This window comes from Nocardia sp. SSK8 (genome assembly GCF_037034205.1).
Taxonomy (GTDB): Bacteria; Actinomycetota; Actinomycetes; order Mycobacteriales; family Mycobacteriaceae; genus Nocardia.
In genome coordinates this window covers 140721-155889 of the sequence record NZ_JBAGKD010000009.1, presented here as the reverse complement: position 1 = coordinate 155889, position 15169 = coordinate 140721, and the positions used below count along the sequence as shown (strand labels likewise).

At 72.7% G+C, this 15169-nt stretch carries 13 protein-coding genes; 6 read left to right on the top strand and 7 right to left on the bottom strand.

Annotated elements, in window-relative coordinates; all coding sequences use genetic code 11:
* Positions 1-6: 6 nt before the first annotated feature.
* Genes WA675_RS18535 through WA675_RS18525 form a run of 3 tightly spaced genes read left to right on the top strand, consistent with a single transcriptional unit; the run spans position 7 to position 2721 of the window.
* Entirely contained in the window at positions 7-405 is a 399-nt protein-coding gene (locus tag WA675_RS18535) for a hypothetical protein (RefSeq protein ID WP_336085849.1), read from the top strand.
* Complete coding sequence (locus WA675_RS18530) at positions 398-2020, top strand: WXG100 family type VII secretion target (RefSeq protein WP_336085848.1); 1623 nt, start codon at positions 398-400, stop codon at positions 2018-2020. Before WA675_RS18535 ends, WA675_RS18530 begins: the two co-directional genes overlap by 8 nt.
* Positions 2017-2721, top strand: a complete 705-nt coding sequence (locus tag WA675_RS18525) for an ESX secretion-associated protein EspG (RefSeq protein ID WP_336085847.1) — start codon at positions 2017-2019, stop codon at positions 2719-2721. The genes WA675_RS18530 and WA675_RS18525 overlap by 4 nt, the downstream gene beginning before the upstream one ends.
* Before the next feature lie 28 nt (positions 2722-2749).
* On the opposite strand, the gene WA675_RS18520 is transcribed toward WA675_RS18525, so the two are convergent.
* Positions 2750-6559 carry a bifunctional RecB family nuclease/DEAD/DEAH box helicase gene (locus WA675_RS18520; RefSeq protein WP_336085846.1) on the bottom strand — a complete coding sequence of 1270 codons (3810 nt, stop codon included), beginning with the start codon at positions 6557-6559 and terminating at the stop codon, positions 2750-2752.
* A gap of 141 nt (positions 6560-6700) precedes the next feature.
* On the bottom strand, positions 6701-8506 hold the full coding sequence (locus tag WA675_RS18515; protein WP_336085845.1) for a DEAD/DEAH box helicase: 1806 nt from the start codon (positions 8504-8506) through the stop codon (positions 6701-6703).
* Positions 8507-8568: 62 nt separating this feature from the next.
* Here WA675_RS18515 and WA675_RS18510 point away from each other — a divergent pair, with 62 nt between their 5' ends.
* Complete coding sequence (locus WA675_RS18510; RefSeq protein ID WP_336085844.1) at positions 8569-9438, top strand: carbon-nitrogen hydrolase family protein; 870 nt, start codon at positions 8569-8571, stop codon at positions 9436-9438.
* Between the two features lie 12 nt (positions 9439-9450).
* On the top strand, positions 9451-10071 hold the full coding sequence (locus WA675_RS18505; RefSeq protein WP_336085843.1) for a phosphoribosyltransferase: 621 nt from the start codon (positions 9451-9453) through the stop codon (positions 10069-10071).
* A 4-nt stretch (positions 10072-10075) separates the two neighbouring features.
* On the opposite strand, the gene WA675_RS18500 is transcribed toward WA675_RS18505, so the two are convergent.
* The gene (locus tag WA675_RS18500) at positions 10076-11254 is read right to left on the bottom strand and encodes an alanine racemase (protein ID WP_336085841.1); all 1179 of its coding nucleotides are present in this window, start codon (positions 11252-11254) and stop codon (positions 10076-10078) included.
* 47 nt (positions 11255-11301) lie between these two features.
* Complete coding sequence (locus tag WA675_RS18495) at positions 11302-11781, bottom strand: TetR family transcriptional regulator (protein ID WP_336085840.1); 480 nt, start codon at positions 11779-11781, stop codon at positions 11302-11304.
* Between the two features lie 401 nt (positions 11782-12182).
* On the opposite strand from WA675_RS18495, the gene WA675_RS18490 reads away from it, so the two are divergent.
* The gene (locus tag WA675_RS18490) at positions 12183-12926 is read left to right on the top strand and encodes a tyrosine-protein phosphatase (RefSeq protein ID WP_336085839.1); all 744 of its coding nucleotides are present in this window, start codon (positions 12183-12185) and stop codon (positions 12924-12926) included.
* A 77-nt stretch (positions 12927-13003) separates the two neighbouring features.
* Here WA675_RS18490 and WA675_RS18485 read toward each other — a convergent pair whose 3' ends face one another.
* The 3 genes from WA675_RS18485 to WA675_RS18475 all read right to left on the bottom strand — a co-directional run bounded on the left by WA675_RS18485 (position 13004) and on the right by WA675_RS18475 (position 15129).
* Complete coding sequence (locus WA675_RS18485) at positions 13004-13963, bottom strand: class I adenylate-forming enzyme family protein (RefSeq protein WP_336085838.1); 960 nt, start codon at positions 13961-13963, stop codon at positions 13004-13006.
* Positions 13855-14253 (bottom strand): hypothetical protein, encoded by a 399-nt coding sequence (locus tag WA675_RS18480; RefSeq protein WP_336085837.1) that lies wholly within the window; start codon positions 14251-14253, stop codon positions 13855-13857. The genes WA675_RS18485 and WA675_RS18480 overlap by 109 nt, the downstream gene beginning before the upstream one ends.
* Positions 14254-14334: 81 nt before the next feature.
* Positions 14335-15129: an enoyl-CoA hydratase/isomerase family protein gene (locus WA675_RS18475; protein ID WP_336085836.1), complete on the bottom strand. Its 795-nt coding sequence runs from the start codon at positions 15127-15129 to the stop codon at positions 14335-14337.
* Between the last annotated feature and the right edge of the window lie 40 nt (positions 15130-15169).

Below are 15169 nucleotides of genomic sequence, written 5' to 3'. Positions count from 1 at the left end.
GAAACGGTGCAACCGAATCGAACGGGGCTGCCGAATACGGCGGCGCTGGGCACGGCCGTCGACGAGGGCGGGCTGTGGATCGACGGGGTGCTGGTCGCCGACGGCGCGCCCGAGCGCTGCGCGCTGCGCTACGAGCGGCTGGCCGACGCGGTGGAGGCGCAGTTGCAGGTCCTCGGCGCGGCGCAGACGCTGCCGGGCTTCGGCGATCTCGCCTCCGGGACCGCGCTGCGCACCGGCTTCGAGTCCAAGACCGGTGACGCGCTGGATCAGCTGCGGGCCTACGCGCGCACCGCGCGCGAGCTGGCCATGGTGTTCCGCGCCGCCGGGACCGCCTACCGCGACAGCGACCAGGCGCTGGCGGGCGCGGTCGCCGCGCTCGACCCGCAGGGGGACGGCCATGCGTAGCATCTCCGGCACCGATCCCGACTACGCGCCCGTGGTCGAGGTCTTCGACAATCTCTCGCACGCCGAGATCCACCGGGCCGTGCAGCAGCTCGACCCGGCCGCCCTGGCCGTGGCGGGCGACGCCTTCCTCAGCGCGTCCACCGGTCTCGGCGACGAGGTCGACAACGCGCACGGCGAGATCCGCGCGGCCCTGGCCGACGGCTGGCGCGGCGCGGCCGCCCAGCAGGCGGTCGACGCGGTGAGCGAGTTCGAGCAGGCGGGCAGGCGCATCGCCGATGTGCTCACCGCCGTCGGCGTGCGGCTGGCCCGCGCGGGCGACGCCGCCGAATCCGTGCGCGCCGCCATCGCCGAACCCGATGCGGCCCAGCCGGATCCGGCCGCCGCCCTGCTGGACTCCCAGCAGGCCGCCGACAACGCCACCGTGGTGCGCCAGGCCGAGAACGCGCGACTGGACGCGGTCCGGGCCATGGAGACGATCTACGGCGGAGCCCTGGTGCCGACCGGCTCGGGCGTGCCGTCCTTCCCCGTCCTCGACACCGCCACGGCCACCGCCCCCGGCACCGGCACCCCGCCCACCACGGGCGCCCCCGCGGTCACCCTCACCGGCGCGAACCCGGCGATGACCGATCCGTCCACGACCACCACCGGAGAAACCCAGGTGGCCGGGGTAGTGACCGTGCTCCCCGGCGACACCACCGCGGGCACTCCCGGTCAGCCGCAGACCCCCGCGACCGGCACCACCCCGGCGACAACCGCGGCCCCGGGCACGGTGCCCGCAGCCGCCGCGCCGACCACACTCGCCGCCACACAGCCGGGCCAGGTCACCACTGCCTCCACCACGGCCGCCACCGCCGGGTCCCCGGCCACGACACCGGGTTACGTCGCAGGGTCCGTCCCGGGCACCGACCCCCGCAATCGCCGCGACCGTTCCGGAAAACCGGCGGACGCATCAGCAACGGGCGGCTCCGGCAATACAGACGATGCGCCCACGACGACACCCCTCGGCGCGGGTGCGCCCGCCACGGGCGCCACAGCCCACCCCGGCGACGCCACCGTGCCTGCCGCGTCCTCGCCCGCCATCCCCAGCGCGACCGTCGCACACCCGGAAACCACCGCAGCAGGAACGTCACCCGCCGTCCCGACCGCGACCAACGCACACCCGGACACCACTGCGGCAGGTACCTCACCCGCTGGCACGACCGCGACCGACGTACATCCCGATACCGCGTCAGGCGCTTCGCCTGCCGATCCGACCGCGGTACGCCCGGATACCGCAGGCACCACGCCCGCGGCGGATACCGGGGCCGCCGCCACCGAGGCGCGGACGGATCGCGATCCGGCGGCTGCCGGGGGTGAGGCCGCGGCCGGGATGAGCGCGGGGGCGATCGGTGGGCTGATGGGTGGGGCCATGGCGGCGGCCGACAATCAGCGGGCGCCGGGTGGTCCGCGGCATCCCGCGCCGCCGGAGGAACCCGAGGACGAGGACGACGAGTTCCTGCGCTTCCTCGATGAGGAGCCGACCTATCTCGAGCCCGCCGACGAGGTGAACGCGCTGATCGGCCGGATGGAGCCGACCAGCCCCGCCGTGCTGGGTGAGTGGACCGAACGGGAGTGAACTGGCATCTCACCCCGGATCAGTTCGCGCTGGCCTGGGCGCGCACCGACGGCGACCGGATCCCGTATCCGCTCGCCGTCCGCGCGTCCGCCCGCGACACCGCCGAACTCGCCGCGCAGCGCCCCGCCCTCGACGCCTGGTGCGCCCGCACGCTCGACGCCGACCTCTCGGCCGCGCTGCGGGTGCTGGCCGACCCGGAGATCCGCGTCGAGGTGTGCGGCCGGACCGCGGTCCCGGTGCGGATGTACGGGGCGGTGAGCGCCGATATCGCCGTGCTCGCGGTGCAGGAGCCCGGCAGCGCCGAGGATCGCGGCGGCCCGGTGCACGTGCAGGTCGGCAGCACGAAACGGCTTGCCGCCCAGATCTTCTCGCGGCTCCCCGCTCAGCGACCGGGTGGCCTGCCCCGCCTGGGCGCCCCGGTGGCCAAGGTCCGCGAGGACAGCCGCGACCTCGTCACCGCCCCCGTCGCGGGCCCGTCGGAAGCCGCCCGCATCCGCAAACTCCTGCAACGCCCACGCACCGGCATCGGCCAGATCCTGGTCGCCGCGGGCCGCCACAAGGATCCCTCCGGCGTCCTGTCCTGGATCGATCTCACCGGCGACGGCCGCTACCTCGTCCACACCGCCCACCAGGTCGACATCACCCCCGCCACCGCCGAATCCTCCGTCGACTGGCTCCGCCACCTACTCCGCAACGTCTGACCCCCGACCCCGGACTCGCGGTGGGTCGCTACGCGGTGGGGTCGGTTCCGAGGCGCAGGAATCCGTTGAGCGCGGAGAGTTCTTCCGGTGTGTCCGGGAGGTATTCGGTGAGCAGCGGCGAGCGCAGGATGATCGCCTTCCACATCGCGCGGCTCAGGGTGGCGTGGATGACGGTGGGTGAGAGCATGGCGCGCATCCCGAAGGGGGCGTCGGCGGGGGTGGAGGTGGTCATCGACAGCAGGACGACCGCCGCCTCGCGCCCCCGGAAACGGTCGGGGGTGCCCACCAGCACGTCCTCGATCTTGGCGCGCGCCAACAGGGTTCGGATGCGGGCCACCTGGGCGGCGTAGGGGGCGACCACGAAGACGTCGTGCGGGTGCAGCTTGCGGGTACGCCCCGCCGAAGTCCAGGTCTCGCCGAGCAGCAGGCGCACCCGGCGCACCACTTCGCGGGCCTCGGCGTCGGCCTCGGTGGCGTTGCCGCGATGCTCGACCAGCACCGTGCTCACGCCGGGGGCGATCCCGGCGAGATCGCGGGCGAGAGTGACGGTCTCGCTGGCCCGCAGCTTGCCGTCGTAGCAGCCCGCCGACACCGGCGCGCACACCGCCGGGTGCATGCGCCAGGTGCGGTCGAGGAAATAGCCGTAGGCCGGGGGCAGCGTGCGCGCGCCGTCGCAGAGCCAGCCCAGCGCCGAGACCTGCACCGGCAGCGGGTGGGCGGCCTGGGCACGCGAGGGCTGCGGGTCGCCGACGAGCAGCAGATTGCGCGCGCTCACCGCCACCGCGACGGTGTCGGGCACCGAGGTCTCCCCCGCGTCGGCGATCACCAGCAGGTCCAGGCTGCCGGGCAGGATCAGCGCGTCGTCGACGAAATCGGCCGGGGTGCCGCCGATCACGCAGCCGTTGACCGCGTTGTCGAGAAAACGCGGGTACCGCGCGGCGTCGATGGCCGACCACTCGGGCCCCACCGAGGCCACATCCTTCTTGGCCACCAGCTCGGGTAGCAGCCCCGCCTCGACCACCGCGTCGAAGATCCGCTCGATCACCGCGTGCGACTGCGCCACCACCCCGACGCGCCACCGGTGCCGGGTGACCAGCCGCTCGATGGCGTGCCCGAGCGTGCCGGTCTTGCCGGTGCCGGGCGGACCGTGCACGGCCAGGTAGGAGGCGTCCAGCGCGCCCACGGCGGTGGCCAGCGCGGCGGCCGGATCGCCGTGCACCTCGGGCAGGGTCAGGCCGTCGCGCAGGCGGGGCGGGCGGCGCAGCAGCAGGTCGTAGACGGCGTTCTCGGGTACCCACGGCAGCGTCATCAGCAGGTTCTGGGCGGTGGATTCCAGGGCCGCCTCGATCTCGGCCTCGCCGTCGGGCGGGCCGGGGGCGATGGCGGCGGGCAGGTCGTCGTAGGAGGGGCAGCCCGCGGGCAGCAGTTCCTCCAGGCGGACGGTGTCGTCGAAGTTGGCGTCGATCGCGCTGCCGAGCACGGTGGCGGTCGCGGTGGCGCGACGGCCCAGCGTCTGGGTCATGCCCGCGGCGGCGGCACCGTCGTAGATGGTGACCATCTGGGTGCCGGGGGTGAGGGTGGCGCCGGTGCCGAGGCGCCCGGTGAGGGTGAGATAGCGGCGCATGGTCGGAAGTTGCGGGGTGCGATGCCATTTGGTGTCGACGGTGCCCCACTCGGCGATGAGCACGCCGGGTTCGTCGGCCCATTCCCCGACCGGATGACCGAGCCGGTCGATATGCGCCCACCAGCGCGGCTGACGTTCGCGGCGGTGGTAGCCGAGCACGGCGGCGGTGAGCGCGGCGGCGCGGGCGGCGTCACCGGTGCTGTCGGCGGCGAACTCGGTGAGCGCGGCCTCCAGCGAGCCGGTGCGCAGCGAGGGCGGGAAATCGGCGGCGGCCACGGCGAAGCGGCTGCCCGGCACCTCGATGCCCGCGGCGGCGGCGCGGTCGAGCAGCCAGTCGCGCAGGGCGAGCACGGTGGCGGCGCGGCTGCGCGTTTCCGGGAGCAGGGCGGCCAGACCGGTGGTGTCGTAGGACTGTTCGCCGATGAGCACGGCCGTGCGCACGATCGGCGCGAGATCGACCAGGGCACCGGCGGCCAGCAGCGCGTCGAGCAGATCGGCGCCCGCCCCGACCCGGCCCGACCAGTCCAGCAGCGCGGTGCGCACAGCCGAACCGTAGTGGTAGACACGCACATCCGGGTGGGCGGCGCGATGTTCGGCGATGATGTCGAGCAGTTCGTCGAGCAGCGCGGCATCGGCCACCGGCGGGACCTCCGGCCGATAGACGACGGCGCCGGAGTCGGCCAGTTCGACGGCGCGCACCGCGCCGTGATGGTCGAGATCGAGGATCAGGGCCAGGTCGCCGGGGCACGGGGCGGGCAACGCGCCCAGCGCGGTCGCGTCGCGCAGCGCGTAGGTGGGTTCGCCGGTGCGTTCGCGGTGCAGCTGGATCTCGGCCTGGCGGCGCAGGGCGTGCACGGTGCGCGGGGTCAGGCCGGGCACCGGGGTGCTGGTGGTGGCCAGCCGGTCGACGGTGAGCACCCCCGCCTCCCGCAATCGCGCGCGCTGGATGGGCCGGATTCCCGCCACCAGCAACAGATCCCGCGCGGTCGCCACGGCGGTCCGGCAGCTCGGGCAGCGGCCGCACGCCAGATACCGCGGGTCGCCCCACTGCACCGGCAGCAGTTCGGCCAGCTTGTCCTCGATGATGTGCTCGACGCGCGCCCGCCGGGCCCGGTACAGCGGCGTGAGTTCGGCCGCCGCAGTGCGCTCTTCGCCGTGCGGGCCCGAAAGATACGCCACCGGATCGACACTCGCCCCCAGCGCCGCGAGCTCCTGTGTCACGGCGGCGAATTCGAGCCGCGCGCAGAGTGCCTCGCGCACCGGATCGACGGGAGTCACCTGCACCGACGCGGCCACCCGCTCGAACGGTGTCCGGCCCGCGACCGCTTCCCGGCGCAGCGCGCGAGCCCCGTCCGCACCGCCGAGCCGCGGATCGGCACCCTCCGGCCGCGATTCGCCCGCGGCGCCCGGCCGCACACCGCCTGCGTCCACCTGCCCGCCACCGCCGAAACCGCCCGGCCTCGGGCCGCCTGTATCCACCTGCCCGGCACCACCGATGCTGCCCGGCCTCGCGTCGCCCGCGTCTCCCGCCCCGGCTCGGTCTGCGGCCCCTGCCCACACGTTGCCGAGATCCCCCGAACCGGTATCCGCCCGGACGGATCCAGTTGCCCGAGAAGGACTCTCCGCATCGAACCCACCGCGCCGGTCGGTGTCTCGCACCGTCGCGCCGGGTGAGTTGCCCCAGGGGCGCTGCTCGGAGTCGAGCGGTCCGCCGTCGCCCGCCGGGGTGCCAGGCCGGTCCACCCTGCGCCCGTCGTACGCGGCACCGACCATCGCCGGGTGGCGCAGACCGGCGGGCAGCCGGACCGTGTCGGAGCCGATGGACGCGTACATCGTGTAGCGGGGGCCGTCGCCGGTGCGCAGCAGAAGGTCGACCCCGCAGGCGAATCGGCCGTCGAAGAAGACCGCGCCGACGATCGCCTCCGCGCCCGCGCGGACCGCATCGGCGGTACAGGTGGCGGCGATGGTGAGGGCGGCGATGCGGGCGGCCGCATCGGCGCCGGGGATCTCCGGGGACGGAATGCGGGGCAGGCGGGAACCGAAGTGCGCGAGCAACTCCGGGGCAGGCGGGCGCGAGCGGAGCAGGGGCGCGGCGGAATCCGGTGCGGCGGGCAGGTTGCCCAGGGCGGCGTCGACGGCCCGCAGGAGCGCGAACTCGCAGTTCGCCGCGCGTGCGAGATCGCCGACGGCACCGATCACCCGATCACCGGACACGAACAAACGCGGCCCTCCTGTGTTCACGCACACCCGACGGCAACACCTTAACCAGCGTCGCGGGCGACCAGGGCGCTACCCGCGGACATGTCGAACCTACCCCGCCGCGGTGACCCCACCCGCTGGTGCGCGCGCCGCCGGTCAGGAACGCGGTTTGCGCCGATCCGTGCGCGGCCGGGCATCGCGATCGCGGCGCGGGCCGCGGGCGTTGAGCCGCTGCGCGGGCGGGCCCTGATCGGGCTGCAGCTGGATCAGCACGCCGCTGATCCTGGTGCGGCGCAAGGCTTCCAGGGTCTCGTGCGGCAGGTCGGCGGGCAGCTCGACGAGGCTGTAGTCCGGGCGGATGCTGATGTGCCCGAAATCGCTGCGGCGCAGGCCACCCTCGTTGGCGATGGCACCGACGATCGCGCCCGGCACCACCCGGTGCCGCTTGCCGACGCTGATCCGGTAGGTGGCCAGCTCCTGGCCGGTCTCGCGGGAGAACGAGGGTGGGCGCGGGCCGCGGTCCTCGTCGTCGTAGCGGCGCGGGGCACGCTCGCGGTCGCGGTCACGGAACTCGCGCTCGCGGCGCGGGGCGGGCTCCGGCTCGGGCGCCATGAAGAAGTTGTCGCCGTCGTAGGAGGCGACGGCCAGGGCCGCGGCGATGTCGACGAGCGGAGTGTTGTGCTCGGCCTCGTAGTCCTCGATCAGCTTGCGGAACAGCGCCACATTGTCCGAGGACAGGTTCTCGGTGATCGAGTCGCCGAACTTCGACACGCGCTGGGCGTTGACATCGTCGACGCTGGGCAGCTGCATCTCGGTCAGCGGGTGCTTGGTGGCGCGCTCGATGGCCTTGAGCAGGTGCCGCTCGCGCGGGGCCACGAACAGCAGCGCCTCACCGGAGCGGCCCGCGCGGCCGGTGCGGCCGATGCGGTGCACGTAGGACTCGGTGTCGTGCGGGATGTCGTAGTTGACCACGTGCGAGATGCGGTCCACGTCCAGACCGCGCGCGGCCACATCGGTGGCGACCAGGATGTCCAGCGCGCCCGACTTGAGCTGGCCGATGGTGCGCTCACGCTGGTTCTGCGCGATGTCACCGTTGATCGCGGCGGCGGAGAAACCGCGCGAACGCAGCTTCTCGGCCAGCTCCTCGGTGGCCTGCTTGGTGCGCACGAAGATGATCATCGCCTCGAAGTCCTCGACCTCGAGTACGCGGGTCAGGGCGTCGAGCTTGCGCTGGTGCGAGACCTGCACGTAGCGCTGGGTGATGTTGGTGTTGGTCTGGGTCTTGGACTTGACCGTGATCTCGACCGGGTCGTGCAGGTACTGCTTGGAGATCTTGCGGATCGCGCCCGGCATGGTCGCCGAGAACAGCGCGACCTGCTTGTCGTTGGGCGTATCGCGCAGGATGCGCTCGACGTCTTCCTGGAAGCCCATCTTGAGCATCTCGTCGGCCTCGTCGAGCACCAGGTAGCGCAGCTGGGTCAGATCCAGCGTGCCCTTCTCCAGGTGGTCGATCACGCGGCCGGGCGTGCCGACGACGACGTGCGCGCCGCGGCGCAGGCCCGACAGCTGCACGCCGTAGCTCTGCCCGCCGTAGATGGGCAGCACGTGCAGTCCGGGGATGTGCGCGGAGTACTTGCCGAAGGCCTCGGCGACCTGGATGGCGAGCTCGCGGGTGGGCGCGAGCACCAGGGCGCTGGGCTTGCGCTGCGCGGTGTCCAGACCCATCAGGATCGGGATCGCGAATGCCGCGGTTTTGCCGGTGCCGGTCTGGGCCAGGCCCACCACGTCGGCGCCGGAGAGCAGCGGGGGAATCGTCGCCGCCTGGATCGGGGACGGCGACTCGTAGCCCACATCGGCGATGGCCCGCAGGACGCGGTCATCGATTCCGAGGTCGGCGAAGGTCGGGCCGTCGTCGTGCCTGTCGTCGTCGGCAGGAACGCTGTCGACCTCATTGGTACTCATTGACCAGGAGTTTACTGCCTGGCGGTAGCTGTCCCAACCACCAGGTGAATACGGTGAGACCTATGCAACTGCAGAACGGGTCAGCGCATCAGGAACCGGCGCCGGTGGCGGTGCCGATCGCGGTCGTCCAATTCGCCCCGACGACCGACCCCGCCGCGAATCTGACGGCCCTGCGCGAACACGTGCGCACCGCCGCCGAGGCCGGGGCGCGGGTGGTGCTCGCGCCGGAATACTCGATGTTTGCGGTGACCCGCCTCGACGAGCGGGTCGTGGCGATCGCCGAACCGCTCGACGGCCCGTTCACCACCGGACTCGGCGCGCTCGCAGCCGAATTCGGGGTGTTCCTGGTGGCCGGGATGGTCGAGCGGCCCGCGACCGAATCGGCGCGGATCAGCAACACCCTGGTGGCGCACGGGCCCGACGGCACCGTGCGCGCGGTGTACCGGAAGGTGCATCTCTACGACGCGTTCGGGCACCGGGAATCGGAGGTGGTGGTGCCGGGACCGCTGCTCGAACCGGCCACCTTCGCCGTCGACGGTGTGATCTTCGGCATGCAGACCTGTTTCGATCTGCGTTTCCCGGAGGGGGCCCGGCGTGTCGCCGCGGCGGGCGCGCACGTGCTGCTGCTGCCCGCGCAGTGGATTCCCGGCCCGGCCAAGGTGGACCAGTGGACCACCCTGCTGCGGGCCCGCGCGATCGAGAACACCGTCTACGTGGCGGCCGCCGATCAGTGCGCCCCGCGCGGAGCGGGCGCGTCGATGATCGTGGACCCGGCCGGTGCCGTGCTGGCCGAGCTCGGTGACGATCCTGGCGTGCTGGTCGCCACCGTCGATCCGGCGCATCTGGCCCGGGTGCGCACCGCCAATCCCAGCCTGTCGCTGCGCCGCTTCGCGGTGGTCGAGCGCGTATCGCCGGAGCCCGGCGCGGAGTAGCGTTCGAAGACGATGGTGTATCCGGATCGCGCAGCGGCGGGCCACGCTCTCGGCACGGCCCTCGAGCATCTGCGCGATACCGACCCCCTGGTACTCGGCCTGCCGCGCGGCGGTGTGCCGGTGGCCGCGGCGGTGCGCGCGGTGCTCGGCGGCGATCTGGACGTGCTGCTGGTGCGCAAGCTGGGCCTGCCCTGGCAACCGGAGCTGGCCATGGGCGCGCTCGGCGAGGGCGGGGTGGTGGTGCTCAATCGGGACGTGGTCGACCGCAGCGGGGTCTCGCAGGCGGCCTTCCTCGATGTCGAGCAGACCGAGCTGGCCGAACTCGCGCGCAGGCAGGCGATGCTGCGCGAGCGCGATCCGATCCCGCTGGCCGGGCGCACGGTGATCATCGTCGACGACGGCATGGCCACCGGGGCGACCGTCGCGGCCGCCTGCCGGGTGGCCAGGGAGCAGGAACCCGCGCGGATCGTGGTGGCGGTGCCGGTGTCCTCGCCGGAGGCCGCGCGCCGGGTGCGCCCGGAGTGCGACGAGCTGGTGTGCCTGTGGACGCCCGCCGATCTGGGCGGAGTCGGCATGGCCTACGCCGATTTCCACCAGCTCGCCGACGCCGAGGTCGTCGAGCTGCTGCGCTGACAGCTCAGCCGAAGCACTGCCCTTCACCGCGATAGGTGGGCACGGTGGTGCGGGTGCCGGACTCGTCGACGAGGTGGATCTCGGCGAAGCGTTCGCACAGCTCCCCCGCCTTGGCGTGCCGGAACCACACGCGATCACCGATCGCGACCTCGGCGGCCCCGGCCAGCGGGGTCTGCACCTCACCCGCGCCCTCGGCGCCGAGCAGTTTCAGGCCGGTGGGCCAGACGGGCAGCGGCACCCGGCTGGGCCCGGCGGGACCGGAGGCGATGTAGCCGCCCGCGAAGACGGTGGCGATGGTCGGCGTCGGCTTGCGCAGCACCGGGGTGGCGAAGAACAGCGCGGGGCGCGGGGTGAACGAGCGGTAGTGGTCGAACAGGGTCGGCACGTAGAGACCGGAACCGGCGGTCACCTCGGTGACCTCGGGGTCGGTGATCGACACCTCGATCGAGCCGGTGCCGCCGCTGTTGACGAGCTCGAGCGGGCCGGTCACCGAGCGCACCGCGTCGAGCACCCGGGTGCGTCTGCGGCCGATCTCGAGCGCCGAGAGCCGCTTGACCACCCGCACCGCGGGGTTGCTGTCGGGCAGGCCCGCGATCTGCGCCTCGTAGGTCATCACGCCGACCACGTCGAAGCCCCGGCGCCGCGCCTCGCTCGCCAGCGCGGCGGCCTGCTCGGGGCCGCGGAGGGGCGAGCGGCGGGTGCCCAGGTGCAGCGGGCCGATCCGCAGGGCGGCGTCGACGTCGAGGCAGACGCGGGGGTGGACCAGGTCGGTGCCGAGCGCGGCGCGGGTGAGTTCGAGCTGGTCGACGTCGTCGATCATCAGGGTGATCGCGCGCAGCAGCTCGGGGTCGGTGGCGAGTTCGGCCAGGGCGGCCCGGTCCAGGACGGGGTAGCCGAGCAGGATGTCGCGGGCGCCGAGACGGGCCAGCCAGAGCGCCTCGCGCAGCGAATAGGCCATGATCCCGGCGAAGCCACCGCGCGCGGTGAGGCCGGTGCCGAGCACCCGTTCGAGCACGGCCCGGCAGCGCACCGACTTGCTGGCCACGCGGATCGCCACGCCGTTCGCGCGGCGGACCAGGTCGTCGGCATTGGCGTCGAGGGCGGCCAGGTCGAGGGCGGCCAGCGGCGGGTCGAGCTCGGCGGTCGCCGCGTGCAGCTCGGGCAGGGCTGTCGTGGAGGTCACTCTCCTACTGAACCACCGATTTGGTCAGTCGTCCAGCATTGTCGCGATCAGACCTCGACGGCCTTGAGGGTCAGGCAGCCGACCAGGTCGTCGATGACCACCAGGGTGGTCTCGTCGTTGCCGTCGGCGAGCCAGCGCAGCACGGCGCCGTAGAGGACCGACACCAGGTAGGTGGCCACCGAGTCCAGCGGCTCGATCCACTGCGTGCCGGAGCGCTGGGCGCACATGTCGAGGAAGGCCACGGCCTCGGCGTCCATCTGCCGGAACATGGCGGCGGCGGTCGGATCGCCGATGGTCTCGCCGGAGGGCGACCAGCGCTGGCGCAGGGTGTGCAGAGCGGTCTCGTAGGCGGCGACCTGCCGGGCCGGGGCGGCCTTGATCAACGGCCAGTAGGCGCTCATGCCCGCGTGCAGGAATACCCGCAGGGCCCGCAGACCACTGACGTCGACACTGGCGGCGGCCTGCTCGATGGCATCGCAGACGGCGGACCGCAACGGCGCTTCGGTAAGTTCAGAACTGGCGCTCAACGACAACTCCTCGGCAACAAATTTCGCTGCCCGCGGCGGTGCGAGCACTGTAGACAGGTCGTCCGATGACGGTCGTCCTATCCAGCGAGCTCGATCTTAGAAGGTTTTCTGGATTCACGAACTGCTTCAGCCGTCCTTTTCAGACTCAAAGATTGTTTTGTTATCCGAATGCGACCCTTTTTAAAACCGACCATACGGCCTTAATTTGATCGCACTGCAAAACATCCGGCGCCCCCACGCCCCGAAAAGCGCATACTGGTCGATTGTACAAGTTCACGACCGATCACTCCCCGCCCGTGGGCGACGTCACAACGACACCCGGCGAAACGGACACGACACAGTGCGTGGCCGTTCTGCGAACTCGGGCGCGTCGCGTACGGAACCGCCGATAACCTGGACAAGTGACTCTCTCCCCCTCTGCCGATCAGTTCGCCGTCAGCGGCACCTTCAATTTCCGCGATGTGGGCGGGCTGCGCACCGCCGACGGCGCCACCGTGCGCCCCGGCGTGCTGCTGCGCTCGGCCCAGCTGAGCGGACTCGACGCGCAGGGGCTGGTGACGCTGCGAGAATTGCGGGTCACCGACGTGCACGATCTGCGGGGCCACGCCGAGATCGCCCACATCGGCCACGACACCCTGCCCGAGGGCGTGCGCCTACACGTCACCCCGTTCGACTCGCGCATGGACGACGCGCCGCCGCACGAGGCGAAGACCAGCTCCGCCAAGGCCCACATGATCGAGGTGTACCGGCAGTTCCCCGTGCTCCCCGAGGCGCACACCGCCATCACCCGGCTGGCGGGCTCGATCGCCGCGGGCGCGGGCGCCGCGCTGGTGCACTGCGCGGCGGGCAAGGACCGCACCGGCTGGGCGGTGGCCACGGTGCTGCGCGCGGTGGGCGTCACCGAGGAGCAGGTGTACACCGACTTCCTGGCCAGCAACGCCGCCGTGGAACCCCTGCGCCGACTACTCGAGCCCAAGATCGGCAACGGAGCCGCGCTGTCGGCGGACCTGCTCGGGGTGCACGAGGAGTACCTGCGCACCGCCGACGCGACGGTGCGCGAACAGTACGGCGACACCGAGGGCTATCTGAAGGCGATCGGGCTGACCGGCGACCTCCGCAAGGCCCTCCACCAGCGGCTGCTGTGACATTTGCGGCTGGCGCCGCGGGATTCTCGGCCCTGCGGGCCTCGCATCCGAGGCGGGGGCAGGAGCGGCGCGAAGCCCTACAGACCGCTGGCTCGCTTCGGGGCGATGCGTACGAGACCGTCGCGATCGATGCTCACCTGGTCGCCCGTGTGGAACCAGGATCCGCTGAAGCGGGCGCGGGCGGCGACCGGGTCGTTCCAGTAGCGGCGGCTGACATTCGGTCCGCGGCAGAGCAATTCGCCGCGCCCCTGGTCGGCCTGCGGGCCCGCCAGGGCCAATTCGGTACCGCCGAAGGCGAATCCGAGGGTGGAGCCGGTGTCGGTCAGGTCGGTGTCGTCGACCATCAGGCCGATGCCGCTGGTCTCGGTGGCGCCCCAGACCGACCACTGCCGGGCCGCCGGGAACCGGGCGCGCAGGGCCGCGGTGAGGGTGGCCGGGGCCGCGGCGGCGGCGCGTTCGGACCGGTGACACGCCTTGCTGATCCGGCGCACGGCCGAACCCGCCTGCCGCACAGCCAGTTCCGGGAGCAGCCCGGCGAAGATGCGCGGGGTGGCCGAGATGGTGTCGACGCGTTCGGCGTCGAGCACCTCGGCCAGGCGCCGGGCCCCCGGCGCGAGCACGACCGTGCCGCCGACGGCGAAGGTCGGTAACAGCTGGTCCACACAGCCACTGGCGTGCGCGAGCGGCAGCAGCACCAGATTGCGCAGCCCGTCGGCGGGCAGACCGAGCGCGCCCACCACCGACGAGACGGCCGAGAGCAGGTTCTCGTTGCTCAATTCCACGCCCGCGGGCACCGGCTGACGCGCGGCGGTGCCGGTGTAGCAGAGCAGGGCCGGGTCGTCGAGGGCGGCGCCGTCGTCGATATAGGCGGTGCCGTCGGGCAGCGCGCCGTCGGGGCCGAGCACGAAATCGGCACTGCTGTCGGCGATCACCCGCCGCGCGACCGGCGCGGGCAGGGCGTCGGGCACCAGCACCGGCACCGCGCCGGAGAGCAGCGCGCCGAGGAAGGCCTGCACCCAGCGGGCACTGGTCGGCATGTGCACCGCGACCCGGTCGCCGTAGAGCCGATGCCGTGCGCCTGCAGCCCGCCCGCGATCCGCGCGGCGCTGTACCAGAGTTCGCGATAGGTCAGGCGCGGGCCGCCGACCTCGACGACGGCCTCGCGCCCGGTGAAGGCGTGCACCCGCAGGTCGAGCAGTTCGGTGAGCGCGGGGTGCAGATCGCCATAGCGCAGCACGCCGTCGGCACCGCGCCGCAGCGACGCCGCCGCCCCCTGCGCGGGGAACTCGATGATGGTCGCGCCCGGTTCGTGCTCGCTGTGACCCATCCGGACCTCCACGTACGTCGATGCAGCACCGCACCTGAACTATATGACGTGGATCACATTCCTGTCAGGCACTCGGCGCGCTCACTCGCCGCGATAGGTCGCCTTACCCGGCCCGATCTCGAGGAAACTGCGCACCGCGCCGCGCAGGTCGGCGGTCGCGAACAGCTCGCCGGAGACCTGCGGGGTCACCGAATCCGCGTGCGCCACACCGCCGGAACGCCACGCCTCGATGATCTGCTTGGTGGCGGCGTGGGCCTTGGTCGGGCCGTCGGCGAGGCGGGTCACCAGGGCCCGCGCGGCGGCGGCGACATCGTCGTGCACCGCGTTGACCACGCCCCAGTCGGCCATGGTCGCCGCGTCGTAGAGATCACCGGTCATCACGAACTCGCGGGCCCGGCCCGAGCCCGCGCGCTCGGCGAGGCGCTGCGGGCCACCCATCGACGGGGTGAGCCCGACCACGGTCTCCACCAGGCCGAACTTCGCCTTCGGCGCGGCCAGGATGATGTCGCAGGCCAGCGAGATCTCGAAGGCGGCGGTCAGGGTGAGCCCGTGCGCGGCGAAGACCACCGGGCACGGCAGGGCCTCGATCGGGTGGATGATCTGCTCGAACAGCTCGCGCCACAGCTGCGCGCCCTCCTCGACGGTGCGCCCGTCGAAGACGTTGACGTCCACGCCGCCGGAGACGACCTTGCCCTCGGCGTCGATGAGCAGCGCGCGCGGCGGCTGCGCGCGCACCGCGTCGATATCGGCGATCAGCGATTCCATCAACGCGCGATCGAACAGGTTCAGCGGCGGGTGCGCGAGGGTGATGGTGGCGATCTCGGCACCGGCGTCGGTGAATTCGCGCGTCAACCGGGTGGGCTTCGTTTCACTCATCCGGTCAGCGTAGAACGCACGGAACCCCGGGATGTCGGTG

Excerpts from the sequence above, each read along its gene's own strand:
- WA675_RS18515 (WP_336085845.1), bottom strand. The coding sequence starts at position 8,506 with ATGAGTACCAATGAGGTCGACAGCGTTCCTGCCGACGACGACAGGCAC.
- WA675_RS18480 (WP_336085837.1), bottom strand. The coding sequence starts at position 14,253 with ATGGGTCACAGCGAGCACGAACCGGGCGCGACCATCATCGAGTTCCCC.
- WA675_RS18530 (WP_336085848.1), top strand. The coding sequence starts at position 398 with ATGCGTAGCATCTCCGGCACCGATCCCGACTACGCGCCCGTGGTCGAG.
- WA675_RS18510 (WP_336085844.1), top strand. The coding sequence starts at position 8,569 with ATGCAACTGCAGAACGGGTCAGCGCATCAGGAACCGGCGCCGGTGGCG.
- WA675_RS18485 (WP_336085838.1), bottom strand. The coding sequence starts at position 13,963 with ATGCCGACCAGTGCCCGCTGGGTGCAGGCCTTCCTCGGCGCGCTGCTC.
- WA675_RS18475 (WP_336085836.1), bottom strand. The coding sequence starts at position 15,129 with ATGAGTGAAACGAAGCCCACCCGGTTGACGCGCGAATTCACCGACGCC.
- WA675_RS18505 (WP_336085843.1), top strand. The coding sequence starts at position 9,451 with ATGGTGTATCCGGATCGCGCAGCGGCGGGCCACGCTCTCGGCACGGCC.